Here is a 12,964-nt window from a genome sequence, read left to right on the forward strand (position 1 = left end):
GTTATCACTATGTTTAACAAAGAAGAAATCATTGTCCCTAAAAATCTAGAAGAAGAGATGAAGGAAAGTTACCTTCGTTATTCTATGTCGGTGATCATTTCCCGAGCACTTCCTGATGTTCGTGATGGTTTAAAACCTTCACAAAGACGCATTCTTTATGCGATGAAACAATTAAACCTCACACCAGGGGCCAAGCATCGTAAATGCGCTAAAATTTGCGGTGACACCTCCGGAGATTACCACCCTCACGGTGAGAGTGTTATTTATCCTACGTTAGTTCGTATGGCTCAAAACTGGGCGATGCGTTATCCACTGGTAGATGGGCAAGGAAACTTCGGTTCTATTGATGGTGACCCTGCAGCTGCCATGCGTTATACAGAAGCTCGTTTAACCCATAGCGCAATCTTCCTAATGGAAGATTTAGATAAAGATACCGTAGACATGGTATCGAACTATGATGAAACAAAACACGAGCCTGTTGTTTTTCCTTCAAAATTCCCTAACCTCCTTTGTAACGGTTCTTCGGGTATTGCTGTCGGTATGGCAACAAATATTCCTCCGCACAACCTTGGAGAATTAATCGAAGCCACGTTACTCGTATTGAGCAATCCTAATGCTTCCATTGAAGAAATTTTGGAAGTCATGCCTGGTCCTGATTTCCCCACAGGAGGATTAATTTGTGGTGGTGAGGGTATTCGCTCTACCTACCATACAGGAAGAGGCAAGATAAAAGTTCGAGCACGTCTTCATGTAGAAGAGAATGCGGATAAGCATCGCGAGAATATCATTCTCACTGAGATGCCTTATAACGTAAATAAGTCTAGATTAATCGAACAAATTGCGGATCTTGTTAATGATAAGACATTAGCGGGAATCTCAGACGTTCGAGATGAATCAGATAAAGATGGTATCCGAGTTGTTCTTGAGCTAAAGAAAGGGGAATCTTCAGAAATTGTTATCAACCGTCTCTATAAGTTTACGGATATTCAAGTAACCTTTGGCGCAAATATGCTTGCCTTGGATAAAAATCTTCCAAGGACCATGAATATTCATAGAATGATTTCTGCATGGATACGTCACCGTACAGAAGTTATCCGTAGAAGAACGCGCTATGAATTGAATAAAGCTGAAGCACGTGCGCATATTCTTGAGGGTTTCTTAAAAGCTCTTTCCTGCTTAGACGATGTTGTTCGTACAATTCGCAATAGTGATAGTAAGGAACATGCTAAACATCAATTGATTGAGAATTTCGGATTTACCGAGTATCAATCTGTAGCTATTCTCGAATTGCGTTTGTACCAACTTACGGGATTAGAAGCTGAGAAAATTCAAAAAGAATACGATGAATTACTAAATAAAATTGCTTATTACAAACGTGTTCTTGCTGATGAAGGGCTAGTTAAAGATATTATTAGAAATGAACTGCAAGATATTCAGAGAGTTCATAAAACTCCTCGTAGAACTACGATAGAATTTGATGCTGATGATATTCGTGATATTGAAGATATCATCACTAATGAACCTGTAATTATTACCATATCTGGTGATGATTACGTAAAAAGAATGCCTATAAAAGTCTTTAGAGAACAGAAACGCGGTGGTCATGGAGTTTCTGGATTTGATATGAAGAAGGGCTCGGACTTCTTAAAGGCAGTATATTCAGCATCCACAAAAGACTATCTGTTAATCTTTACTAATTTTGGCCAATGTTATTGGCTGAAAGTATGGCAATTGCCTGAAGGTGAAAGACGGGCCAAAGGTAAGCCGATTATTAATTTCCTCGAAGGTATCCGTCCTGGAGAACAACTTGCAGCTGTTCTTAACGTTAAGAACTTCGAAAATGCTGGATTCTTATTCTTAGCAACGAAGCATGGTGTTGTTAAGAAGGTAGCTCTTGATGCCTTCAGCAATCCTAGGAAGAAAGGTATTCGTGCTTTAGAAATAGATGATGGAGATGAACTCATCGCTGCTGCTCATATTACCAGTGAGGAAGAAAAAGTCATGCTCTTTACTAGATTAGGTATGGCGGTACGTTTCCCTCATGACAAAGTACGTCCTATGGGAAGAACAGCGCGCGGTGTACGTGGCGTTTCATTAAAGAATGAAAATGATCGCGTAGTTGCTTGCCAAATTGTTAGGGATGATCAATCTGTTCTTGTTGTTTGCGATAACGGTTTCGGAAAACGTTCTCAAGTGGGGGACTTCCGAGAAACTAACCGTGGTGGTGTTGGAGTGCGCTCTATTCTTATTAATGAGAGGAACGGCGATGTTCTTGGGGCTATTTCTGTTACAGATCATGATAGTATCTTATTGATGTCAGCGCAAGGACAAGCTATCCGTATTAATATGCAAGATGTACGTGTGATGGGAAGATCTACTCAAGGCGTACGCTTAGTTCATGTTAAAGATGGTGATATTCTAGTCGCTATGGAAAAACTCTCTTTAAATGAAGATGAAACTCTGTCAGATATTGAAGAAGAAACGACCTCACCACAAGTATAAAGGAATAATGCTGTGTTTATAGTTATTGAAGGATGTGAAGGTTCAGGGAAAAGTTCCTTAACAGAACTTCTAAAAGATAGACTAATAGCTGAGGGGAAAGCAGTTGTCGCTACTAGAGAACCCGGAGGGTCTCCTTTAGGAGAGCAGGTGCGAAATTTAATTTTAGATCCATCAACAACATCAATTTCCCCTTATGCAGAATTATTTTTATTTCTTGCTGCACGCGCACAGCACATAACTAACAAAATACTCCCAGCTTTAGAATCAGGAAAAATTGTCATTTGTGATAGATTCCATGATTCTACAATTGTCTATCAGGGAATAGCTGAGGGATTAGGTAAAGATTATGTAACAAACCTTTGTTACCACGTCGTGGGAGAAAAAAAGTTCCTTCCTAATCTTACTTGTCTTTTAGATATTCCTGCTGATGAAGGGCTAAAAAGAAAACAACAACAAAAATCTTTGGATAAATTCGAGGATAAGCCCTTGGAATACCATACAAAAATCCGTGAAGGTTTTTTATCTCTTGCCGAAGCAAATCCTGATAGCTATCTTATTTTAGATGGGAGACAACCTATCGAAGAGTCTCTTAATAAAGTTATGACTGCTTATACAGAATTAGCGTTATGCAAATAGAAGAAAAGGTTGTTAATCAACCCTGGAAATCCTTACTTGATAATATTAATCAAGGGAAGATCTCCCATGCAATTTTATTGCACGGGAATTCATTAACTTTGCTTTCACAATATGCATATAATTTAGCTGCTCATATTCTTCTTAAAGATACTCCCGAAGCACAATACAAGATCTCCCAACGAATCCATCCTGATATTCATGAATTTTTCCCCTCGGGGAAAGGAAGATTGCATTCTATAGAGATTCCTAGGGACATCAAAAAGGAGATTGGAATTCTTTCTTATGAAGGGCGTTATAAGATCTATATCATTCACGAAGTAGATCGCATGACTCTACCAGCAATCTCTGTATTTTTAAAAGTACTTGAAGATGCTCCTTCTCATAGTGTGATCTTACTCACATCTACAAAGCTTCAGCGTATACCCGCTACGATTCTTTCCCGTAGCTTATCTATATACATTGAAGGTGAAGACAATGTAGCTCCGAATAAAGAAGATCTTGAATATCTCTTAAAATATGCCTCTGGGAAAATGAAAATTACAGAAGTGGGACAAATAGTTAAGGGTAATGCTGATTCAGATAAGCAAGTGCTTAGAGATAAAGCAAAGTATCTTTTAGAGATACTTCTGAAATTGTTTAGAGATCGATTTATGCTTTCTTTAAATATTAGTGCGAGCACAATGACATATCCTCAATACGCTAAAGATATTCTCAACCTGCCTATATTACCCCTGGAAAAGGTATTGATCATTGTAGAGAAAGCTTATCAATCTCTAGATAATTCTTCATCAGCGACAAGTTGTATGGAGTGGGTAGCCTTACAACTCGTATCACTGAATAATCGTTTAACGCGTTAACTTAAAGCATTTGTCCATAAAGGAATAGTCTCTTGCATTCTATGTAAAACAAGAGCTGGAATCTCATGACCTCCCTTAAAAGAAATAAACTCTCCTTGAAGCCGCGAAGACAAGAGCTTGTTTAATCTTTCACCATGATAATAGGGTAGGATAGTATCTTGATATCCGTGACTTTGAATAAAAGGAACTTTAGCACAAAGATTCACATTATTTTCCCAACCTTTATCTAATAGTAAAGCTCCAGAATAAATCAAAGCTCCCCGATAAGGAACTTTAGAAGACAACATAAGATGTGTTGTCATCATAGCTCCCTGACTGAAACCTCCCAGGATAATGTCATATCGAGGACGATCTAACTCCTCAATGAGGTTCTCTAAAGCCATTTTGGGTTTTTCAAAGTTTATATTGAATAATGTTTGATACTGCTGTTCGGTTTCTGGAGTAATATCAGGATTCGAAATCAAACTTTGAAATAGAGGAACATCCAAAGGAAACCAAGCTCTTCCCCCACCAAACTCATAAGGAAGTTGTTCTACTCCATGAGGAAATATCCACGTGGGGCGTACACCCTTAAAAGGGCATGCTGAAGGAAAAAACGCTAAGTTATCAGCATCCGCTCCATAGCCATGACAAAAGATAATAACAGGGTCGTCAGGATCCCCAGGACATACTATGGCGTCTAATCCAGCAAACTTACGACGAAAAAATGAATACTCCATGAATGCTCTCAAAGGTAATTTGTAGTAAGATTTTAAATAAAGTTAGTCGGATTGATTTTAGAGATCAAGGCTTTCTTATGAATCAACAGGATATAGAAAAAATAGAAATTTTCCTTATATAAAGGAAATGATTAATGTCATTTATATTAAATAACTTTAATCTTCTTTATGAAATAGAATCTATTTTTAAAAAATTGGATTTAGAAATATGCCTATGCTAAAGTCTTTTCAAGCAAATATTAAACCGGGTTTTTACTAAATTAACCGTTCGATCTTTGCTCAAAGAGTATTAACAGTGATTAATTCTGGAGCTTTTATGTCTGGTACTGATCCAGGTTTTTGTTTACGCCAAGCTGCGAATCACTTACACCAAGGAAAGGTCATAGCTTTCCCAACAGATACTGTTTATGGTTTAGCTGTAGCATTAAATTCTCTAAATGCCGAAGAACGTATTTATTCTCTAAAACATAGAGATAAAGGAAAATCTTTAGTTATTTATGTAAATACGCTTGAGGATATCGAAAACCTTTCAGGTTACCCGCTGTCTTCTCAGGCTATTAGACTGGCTCAAGAGTTCCTTCCAGGACCTTTAACTTTACTTGTAGATCATAAAAATTCTAGATTTTTTCAGGCGAAGTTAGGATTTAGAATTCTTTCTCTTCCTATAATAGAAAGGTTAATCGATCTATCCGGTCCTTTACTTGGAACCTCTGCAAATATTTCAAATTTCCCTCCAGCAGTAGTTTCTGATGAGGTTATCGAAGATTTTCCAAATGAAGATATTTTTGTTATTCCTGGTCAATGTTCCCATGGACTGGAATCGACAGTAATATCTACAGAGCCGTTAAAGATATATCGTGAAGGGATAATCTCTCATCAAGCTATTGAAGAGATTATGGGAGAGAAGGTAGAACCGTGTTTGGCGCACCATACATTTTCTCAACATGTTAAAATTTATACCGTAAGAGATGATAAAATCTTAAGAGAGTTTCTTCAACTCCATCCTGATTTTCAAGGTGTTATTTGTGAAGATCCTCGACCATTTAACTTTTATCCTACATTACGAAAAGCATTAAGATCTTCGGAACCTATAGCAGTATTTGTTTATAATCAGCAAACATCCTCATATCCAGAACTTATGTCTTATCTAGCACCTTATACTTATATTCCTACCAGGTGAATTTCATGATCATAGATATGCACTGTGACCTTCTTTCTCATGAAACTCTTTCTGATCAAGATCCCTCTGTTCGTTGTTCTCCCAATCAATTACTCTCCGGGGGAGTCAATAAGCAGGTATGTGCTATATTTACTGAACATAGTACAAGCTCTCCGAATGCTGATAAACAAAATCAACTATTTTTTAACCTTCCAGAATCTGATAAACGTATCCAACTCATCTCCTTTGATTCTGACACTTTAAATCAAGGTAACAGTAAAAACTCTCTCTCAATTATTCGTAGTATAGAAAATGCTTCGGGATTAGGTTCTGATTACCAACATCTCAGCGAACTTTTGAATAAGCTTATCGATCTATTTTCTATGGGGCCTATTGCTTATTTAGGTATTGTCTGGAACGGAAGAAATCGTTTTGGAGGCGGCGTTTTTGATCCTTATAAACTTACTACTGACGGTAAACGTCTATTAGAAGTTATGGAGCAATTAGCTATTCCCATAGATCTCAGTCATTGCTGCGATAGACTCGCTGATGATATTTTAGACTATACCCTAGATAAACTGCCTAACATGCAGGTTCTCGCCAGCCATTCTAATTTTCGAGAAGTTCAAAATATCCCTAGAAATCTTACATCTGTCCATGCAAAAGAAATCGCATCTAGAGGTGGGGTGATTGGCTTAAATATCGTAAATTACTTCGTGGGATCCTCTTTAAAAGATTTACAACAACATATCCGTCATGCTGAAAGATTGGGGATAGTGAATAAACTCGTTTTAGGAACGGATTTTTTCTATTCTGATGAACACAAGAAATTCTTCCCTGAATGTTCTACTGCTAAAGATCATCCGAATATCCATAGTATTCTACGAGATAGTCTAAATACAGAAAACGCTGAGAAGGTACTTTGGCAGTCTGCACAGACTTTTCTAAATCAAACAATATATCTTCAAAAAGAGAGAAGAAAGATTCGTTTAGATATATAAAACTCGAGGCAGATGCTTCGAGTTTTTCTTTTAAGATAGTCTAAAAGGAAGGAATAATCTTATTCCTCTTTTTTAGTCTCTTCAGAAGACGACTTGGAATTACTATCATCAGAAGATAGATCCTTAGAGGATTGGCTACCGGGTAAAGAAACTTGTCCCTCAGAAAAAGTAACTACATTAGAAGTAGACTGTTCTTTTTTAGATGATATATTGCCCCTCCAAGTATTCCAACGACTACGCAAAGAGGGACTTTGATCCCCTTTATTTAATGAAATTGTTGAAGTGCTTTTTCTCATAGGAGATGAGAATGGTGTTTGACTAGTTCCATCTAATCGTTGCTGTATTTTTTCGAATGTTGATTTGGCTGCATCTAATTCCACTGTTTTTTCAAATAATAGACGCTGTAATCGAGAAACTTCCGTTTCAAAATCATTAGTTAATTTAGTTATTAGATTTTCCTGGTTAGTAAGAGCTGTGGAGAGATCTGCTTCGGTAAGATTTATATATTTAGATTTTTCATCTACATCTATAACTAGTTCTTTAACCCTGTCTTCAAGTTGTTGTACTTTGAGTTTTTCTGCAGTTAATTTGGACTGAAGTTCTTGAATGTGTTCTTCTTTTTCCCCAATAGTTGTTTCAGCTTCTTGTAGACGTGTCTGAAGCACAGTATTTTCGTCTTTAACCTGAGTTAATTCGTCTTCGGATTGCTGTAAACGTGATCGCAAGTCGGCAACAACTAGCTTCTCGGCATCAAGCTCTTCAGAAACCTCTGTAAGATGTTTTTGAGATTCATTTATCTCTGCCTGTAAATGACTGACCTCTCCTTGTAGCTGACTAGTTTCTTGTGTTTTCTGCTCGACCAATTTTTTCACTGTTATCATTTCACTAGCTAAAATATCTTCTTGATGATCTGATGGTGGCTTTCTAAGAATGCGGATGGCTATTCCAAAGGAGATCAAGCTCGTACCCAATGTAAGAACTGTAGCTCCTAAAGCGATAGAAAATGTCGAAGACAAACCCGTGATGGTAAGGGTTAAAAGCAAAATTCCAGATATAAATAAAATAATACCTACAGCAATAAGGGCAAGACTCACAACCTTACGACTAACATGAGAATCCTGACAGACCCGCTTTAATACGGAAACCTTTTCTATTGCCTCTTCGTGAGAAGGGGAACGTGTTATGGGAAAAGCCATACTTAAACTATTTAAAATAATAAAATCGATAAAAATTTTAACAAATCTGTTATTAATTTTCAGTAAAAAGAATGGCGATGGAAACCTTATAATATAAGAATATTTTTAACCTAATATTCCCATATAAACAGTAAAGAACATAAATCATATAGGTCGAATAGTTAGCATTTTCAATAAATTTTTAACTCTCTAAAAGCGAAAGTTTTGTAAAGATTTCCTTACTGTTAAATGCTTTTGTGAAGTTGCCATTCAAGCTATGAGGAACCGGGTTATTCAACATCTTCTTCCTCACTTTTAGAAGATGTATTTTCATCTTCCTCGGTGGAGGAGGATGGAAAAGTAATAGCCAGTAAACTCGGATGCTCTTCTACATTTTGAGAAGGAACCTCTGGTATACCCGCTAAGAAGGATCCTAACAATTGCGCTGTAGATGAAATAGATGAGGAGATCATTCCCATCCAGGATGAGGTTGTGGTAGTGGAAGAAGGTACAGGGGACGGCGGAGGAGTTGGAGTTACTGATTTTTCTGATTCTAAACTTATGATTTGATTTCTGTAATGGAGAATTTGAACATTTTTTGAGGCAAGCTCAGTAGATAAATTCAAATTCCTTTCATTAGCTTCCCGAAGATTGTGTTCTAGTAAATTTGAGCACGATAATGCACTTTCTAAACTTTTTTCAAAAACCACCTTGTCCGCTTTTCTTAATTCTTGTTCATATTGCATTAAATATAGATGGGTGACTCCTTGAGCACTTAGACTGAAGGCACGAATATCTTGAAGACCACCAATAAATAAAGCGGCCCCCGTAATACCTAAGCCCAAGCTAATCCCAGGACGGAACCAGGTAGTTATCAAAAGCTCAGAAATGATAGCACCAATTATACAGCCTATACCAAGAACAATTTCAACCATCGCGATTACCGTTCGTGTTCTCCCCATACAATGGATTTTGCCATATGCTAGAACATCCAAAGAAGAAGGAAAGAGTATGGAAAGAATGGGTTCCCTGTTCTTTTCTTTTGGTATCGGTAAACCAAATTTTCTAAGAGCATTTCTAATTTCTAAATAATTTTGTCTCCATGCTGAATTTTGGCAATAGACGACTTTGAGACAATAGGCGATGACTACAGATCCTATAACAATTCCTGATACGCCCAAGGATATACTCAAAGCTGACGTGAGTCCTAGAGGAAGAATCAATACACTAGTCCCAATGAGAAGCAAAATAATTCCTATGGCAAAAGCACCAATAACTGCTAGAAAAGTCTGCCTTTCATTTTTAATAAAATTCCGATTGTTTGCTAGTATAGGAATATTCTTTAATTGATTCTCCGAATCTTTAAGTTGAATCTCGGCAGGAATGGTCATAAGTTTTATAAAAACAAGATGTTAAAGTAAGTATACTACCACCTGATTATAAATCATGTAAATCGAATTTTATTTTACAAATGAGAAATGAATTTAGATTGCTTATAGTAATATAATAAGATTAAAAATGATAATCTTTTTTTGAATCAAGGAAAGCTTAGTAAAACGGTGAGAGCTAGTTCTCATTGCGTAGAACAGCTCTCAAGTCTTTCTTTGATTAATTAGAAGAGAAGCTACAAGATTGGTTCTTGTAATGAGAATAAATGGCTTCTATAGCCTCTTCTGATGTATCAACTAAGTATAAATTTTTTGGACATGTATGAGTATAGTGTAAATTTTTTATCCACTCTACTAACGGTCCCCAAAATTGTGTACCTACAAGGACAACAGGATTTGGAACTTCTTGATATCTAAAGTTATCTAGAGCAAAAAAGACCTCATCTACCGTACCCAGCCCTCCAGGAAATACGATACAACCTGAAGAATTTCCGATCATCCCTTGTAAACGGTGGGAAATATGAGAAACCTGACAATAATTTCCTTGAGGTATATGATCATTCAAGTCTTCACCCTTTAAGATGAATCCTAAAGATGTTCCTCCAGCTTGTGCAGCCCCAGCATTAGCAGCTTCCATAATTCCAGGGCCTGATCCCGTAACCACGGAGTAACCATTCTTAGCTAATAAAAGACCTGCATCTTGAGCCTTTTGATAATTTTCCTGTGAAGTCCAGCATCCTCCTGCTACAACTATCCATGGACCGTGATTTTGATAAAATTGAGCTGAAGAAACGATCTGCTCGCAATCATTAATATGCTTAGCTTCCCAATCTTGAGAAGATGCTACGGATGCAGGTATACACATCAATAGTGCGAAATAAATAAATCGCATTTTATAAAAAACTGATTTCATAAACAAACATACCTTTATATACAAAGCTAAGTATTTTAGTAAGTTAAGTATATAAAAGTCTATGCGCACAAAAGTGTTTTTAATAAACTTTACACAATTTTAATTATAAGATAGCGTGTATGGCGCACTCCTATTTCAGGTGTATACTGAGCCGTGAATCAGCGACATTTTTCGATAATTTATAATTAAATAACTTAGGGATTAAAAGAGTTTTTATTATGCAAATAAAATATTTTAACCAGCTATTAAACATGAAATATGCCTTATTTTCGGTTATATTTCTTTCTGCAACTACAGTATTTGCCCTAACATTTCCAGAAATTGCTTCATCGTTTACTGAGAAAGGATTATCGACGCTATTAATCGGTGGGACTGCCTTTCTATGCGCTAGAACAGTAGGGATATTGGCAAATCAGATAATCGATTGCAATATAGACAAGAAAAACCCCAGAACATCTTTTAGAGTTTTACCTTCGAAAAAGCTCTCTTTAAACTTTGTTTCATTAGTTACAGCTATTGCTATATTCTTCTTTGTCATTCTATGTATGTTTTTAAGTAAAGAATGTATGTGGTTAGCTTTAGTATCCGTCAATCTCATGGTTATTTATGCCTATGCGAAGCGTATTACCTACTTATGTCATTGGATGCTTGGCTTAGTTTATTACCTGGCTATTCTTATGAATTTCTACGCTTTGTCCTCGGGCCCTCTTTCTTTAAAGATGTTCACTATAGCTTCTTTATGGGGGATAACAGCAGCTATGATCATCGCAGCCAACGATATTATCTACGCAATTCAGGATTTAGATTTTGATAAGGAAGAAAAGCTTTATAGTATTCCTGCGCGATTTGGTAAAGAAGGAGCGGTTCGTATTGCTTCAGCATGTTTAGTAATTAGTTTGATATCCTATATGGCGATGGCTTTGCTTGCATCTTTCACTAAACTAGGTTTTATATTATCCCTTTTCCCAGTTCTAGTCATTGGTAAGACTATCAAAACTTATCACGATATGGATGAGAATAAAACCAATCTGGAGAAATGTTTTTTCAGGGGAAATATTTACCTTGCTTTATCCTTTTTCATTGTCATGATAAGCTTATTGATTTCGTAGTATTAATGGATACAGATGAAACGTTATATTATAGGTATTTCCGGAGCTTCAGGGATAGTATTAGCCGTGAAGCTCATACAAGAACTATCTAAAATGAAACACGATGTTGAGGTAATTCTTTCCCCAGCAGCTATGAAAACACTCTATTATGAACTAGATACATCTTCTTTGCTCTCTTTAATTCCTGAAGAAAATCATCCCTTTATTCATCAACATAACATCAAGTCTATAGAAAGTAAGTTAGCCTCAGGATCCTATCGTGTTGACGGTACTGTTATAGTTCCTTGTAGTATGGCTACGGTAGCAGCCCTTTCTGTGGGATTAGGAGATAATCTTTTAAGAAGGGTAGCCGATGTTGCTTTAAAAGAACGTAGGAAGTTGATTTTAGTTCCTAGAGAAAGTCCCTTACATGCCATCCATTTAGAAAACCTACTCAAGCTATCTCAAAATGGTGCAATTATCTTTCCCCCTATGCCTATGTGGTACTTCAAACCACAAACTGTTGAAGACATTACTAACGATATTGTTGGGAAAATTCTCTCTCTATTAGATGTAGAAAGTAAATTAGAGAAAGTCTGGGTAAACCCCGCCTAGTTGGTGCGTTTACCGTTGATTACTTCATGAAGATTTTCAATAGCAATAAATGCGTGAGGATCTTCTCTGTGGACGATTTCTTTAAGTTGTGAAAGCTGTAAACGTTCTACAACAATATAAAGAACATTTCTAGGTTCTCCAGAATAGCCTCCCTCAGCATGAATATAGGTAAGACCTACTCCTAAGTTTTCCATAAGGATATGACCTAATTTTCTTGGAGATGAGGTAATTATAGTAACAGATTTTGTATCTTCAAGACCTAAAATCACCATATCCATAACCTTTGTTGCAATACCATAGGTTAAGAAGGATACGAATGCTGTATGCCAATTCTGATAGACAATCCCTGCTAGAGCAAAGATGAAAAAGTTAGCAAAGAGGATAACCTGACCAACAGTATAGCCTCTTTTTTTATTTACGATGATACCCATAATCTCAGTACCATCTGTAGATCCTCCATGACGGATGATCAAACCACAACCCACACCTATGATGGCTCCACCAAAAACTACGGTTTCCATCTCAGATCCCTTAAAAACTATAGGATTGAATCCAAACCATAAAGGAAGGGAATCAATAAGCCATAGAGCACAGGAAAAGATAATCACCGCAGTCATCATCTGGATTACGAAATACTTACCAATCTGTTTGAAAGCTAAGATAACAAAGGGTAAGTTAAATAATATTAAACAAAACGGAAGATACTTATGGCCAAAGAAATGAGAGGCAATAAGAGATAAACCTACTATGCCGCCGTCAATAAGTTCATTAGGAACTAGAACCATTTGAACGCCACAGGCAGCAAGAAACCCTCCAAGAATAAACCAACTTAAGGTCTTGGAAAAGTACAGAGGAAAGCTAAACTTCGTTAAACGAGTTCCATGGGGCATTTTCAACCTCTGATTGAATGT

Annotated in this window: 12 protein-coding genes; 7 read left to right on the forward strand and 5 right to left on the reverse strand. The window is 36.8% G+C overall.

Features of this window, described 5'->3' with window-relative positions; genetic code table 11:
• The first annotated feature begins 9 nt into the window (after nucleotides 1–9).
• From gyrA to O1W69_RS04715, 3 genes are read left to right on the forward strand one after another with little or no spacing between them, the layout of a single operon-like run.
• On the forward strand, nucleotides 10–2,502 hold the full coding sequence (gene gyrA, locus O1W69_RS04705; protein WP_375793405.1) for a DNA topoisomerase (ATP-hydrolyzing) subunit A: 2,493 nt from the start codon (nucleotides 10–12) through the stop codon (nucleotides 2,500–2,502).
• Nucleotides 2,503–2,514: 12 nt separating this feature from the next.
• Nucleotides 2,515–3,138, forward strand: coding sequence for a dTMP kinase (gene tmk / locus O1W69_RS04710; protein WP_375793406.1), 624 nt, complete (start codon nucleotides 2,515–2,517; stop codon nucleotides 3,136–3,138).
• On the forward strand, nucleotides 3,129–3,995 hold the full coding sequence (locus O1W69_RS04715) for a DNA polymerase III subunit delta' (RefSeq protein WP_375793407.1): 867 nt from the start codon (nucleotides 3,129–3,131) through the stop codon (nucleotides 3,993–3,995). The genes tmk and O1W69_RS04715 overlap by 10 nt, the downstream gene beginning before the upstream one ends.
• Here O1W69_RS04715 and O1W69_RS04720 read toward each other — a convergent pair.
• A complete protein-coding gene (locus O1W69_RS04720) occupies nucleotides 3,992–4,714 on the reverse strand; it encodes an alpha/beta hydrolase (protein WP_375793408.1) in 723 nt (240 codons plus the stop codon). The two genes, O1W69_RS04715 and O1W69_RS04720, sit on opposite strands and share 4 nt — an antisense overlap.
• Nucleotides 4,715–5,030: 316 nt before the next feature.
• On the opposite strand from O1W69_RS04720, the gene O1W69_RS04725 reads away from it, so the two are divergent.
• Entirely contained in the window at nucleotides 5,031–5,894 is an 864-nt protein-coding gene (locus O1W69_RS04725) for an L-threonylcarbamoyladenylate synthase (protein WP_375793409.1), read from the forward strand.
• A 5-nt stretch (nucleotides 5,895–5,899) separates the two neighbouring features.
• Nucleotides 5,900–6,874 carry a membrane dipeptidase gene (locus O1W69_RS04730; protein WP_375793410.1) on the forward strand — a complete coding sequence of 325 codons (975 nt, stop codon included), beginning with the start codon at nucleotides 5,900–5,902 and terminating at the stop codon, nucleotides 6,872–6,874.
• A gap of 59 nt (nucleotides 6,875–6,933) precedes the next feature.
• Here the strand turns inward: O1W69_RS04730 and O1W69_RS04735 are convergent, their stop codons facing one another.
• The 3 genes from O1W69_RS04735 to O1W69_RS04745 all read right to left on the reverse strand — a co-directional run bounded on the left by O1W69_RS04735 (nucleotide 6,934) and on the right by O1W69_RS04745 (nucleotide 10,302).
• Nucleotides 6,934–8,070: an incA family protein gene (locus O1W69_RS04735; protein ID WP_375793411.1), complete on the reverse strand. Its 1,137-nt coding sequence runs from the start codon at nucleotides 8,068–8,070 to the stop codon at nucleotides 6,934–6,936.
• A 269-nt stretch (nucleotides 8,071–8,339) separates the two neighbouring features.
• Nucleotides 8,340–9,440 (reverse strand): IncA family protein, encoded by a 1,101-nt coding sequence (locus O1W69_RS04740; RefSeq protein ID WP_375793412.1) that lies wholly within the window; start codon nucleotides 9,438–9,440, stop codon nucleotides 8,340–8,342.
• A 217-nt stretch (nucleotides 9,441–9,657) separates the two neighbouring features.
• On the reverse strand, nucleotides 9,658–10,302 hold the full coding sequence (locus O1W69_RS04745) for an LOG family protein (protein ID WP_375794003.1): 645 nt from the start codon (nucleotides 10,300–10,302) through the stop codon (nucleotides 9,658–9,660).
• 266 nt (nucleotides 10,303–10,568) lie between these two features.
• On the opposite strand from O1W69_RS04745, the gene O1W69_RS04750 reads away from it, so the two are divergent.
• Together O1W69_RS04750 and O1W69_RS04755 are read left to right on the forward strand one after the other, a co-directional pair.
• Nucleotides 10,569–11,459 (forward strand): 4-hydroxybenzoate octaprenyltransferase, encoded by an 891-nt coding sequence (locus tag O1W69_RS04750; protein WP_375793413.1) that lies wholly within the window; start codon nucleotides 10,569–10,571, stop codon nucleotides 11,457–11,459.
• Between the two features lie 15 nt (nucleotides 11,460–11,474).
• Nucleotides 11,475–12,053 (forward strand): flavin prenyltransferase UbiX, encoded by a 579-nt coding sequence (locus tag O1W69_RS04755; RefSeq protein ID WP_375793414.1) that lies wholly within the window; start codon nucleotides 11,475–11,477, stop codon nucleotides 12,051–12,053.
• Here the strand turns inward: O1W69_RS04755 and O1W69_RS04760 are convergent.
• Nucleotides 12,050–12,943, reverse strand: coding sequence for a YitT family protein (locus tag O1W69_RS04760; RefSeq protein ID WP_375793415.1), 894 nt, complete (start codon nucleotides 12,941–12,943; stop codon nucleotides 12,050–12,052). The genes O1W69_RS04755 and O1W69_RS04760 overlap by 4 nt on opposite strands.
• Between the last annotated feature and the right edge of the window lie 21 nt (nucleotides 12,944–12,964).

This window comes from Chlamydia sp. 12-01, assembly GCF_042234205.1.
GTDB lineage: Bacteria > Chlamydiota > Chlamydiia > Chlamydiales > Chlamydiaceae > Chlamydia.

Excerpts from the sequence above, each read along its gene's own strand:
- gyrA (WP_375793405.1), top strand. The coding sequence starts at position 10 with ATGTTTAACAAAGAAGAAATCATTGTCCCTAAAAATCTAGAAGAAGAG.
- O1W69_RS04715 (WP_375793407.1), top strand. The coding sequence starts at position 3,129 with ATGCAAATAGAAGAAAAGGTTGTTAATCAACCCTGGAAATCCTTACTT.
- O1W69_RS04720 (WP_375793408.1), bottom strand. The coding sequence starts at position 4,714 with ATGGAGTATTCATTTTTTCGTCGTAAGTTTGCTGGATTAGACGCCATA.
- O1W69_RS04725 (WP_375793409.1), top strand. The coding sequence starts at position 5,031 with ATGTCTGGTACTGATCCAGGTTTTTGTTTACGCCAAGCTGCGAATCAC.
- O1W69_RS04730 (WP_375793410.1), top strand. The coding sequence starts at position 5,900 with ATGATCATAGATATGCACTGTGACCTTCTTTCTCATGAAACTCTTTCT.
- O1W69_RS04735 (WP_375793411.1), bottom strand. The coding sequence starts at position 8,070 with ATGGCTTTTCCCATAACACGTTCCCCTTCTCACGAAGAGGCAATAGAA.
- O1W69_RS04740 (WP_375793412.1), bottom strand. The coding sequence starts at position 9,440 with ATGACCATTCCTGCCGAGATTCAACTTAAAGATTCGGAGAATCAATTA.
- O1W69_RS04745 (WP_375794003.1), bottom strand. The coding sequence starts at position 10,302 with ATGTGTATACCTGCATCCGTAGCATCTTCTCAAGATTGGGAAGCTAAG.
- O1W69_RS04750 (WP_375793413.1), top strand. The coding sequence starts at position 10,569 with ATGCAAATAAAATATTTTAACCAGCTATTAAACATGAAATATGCCTTA.
- O1W69_RS04755 (WP_375793414.1), top strand. The coding sequence starts at position 11,475 with ATGAAACGTTATATTATAGGTATTTCCGGAGCTTCAGGGATAGTATTA.
- O1W69_RS04760 (WP_375793415.1), bottom strand. The coding sequence starts at position 12,943 with ATGCCCCATGGAACTCGTTTAACGAAGTTTAGCTTTCCTCTGTACTTT.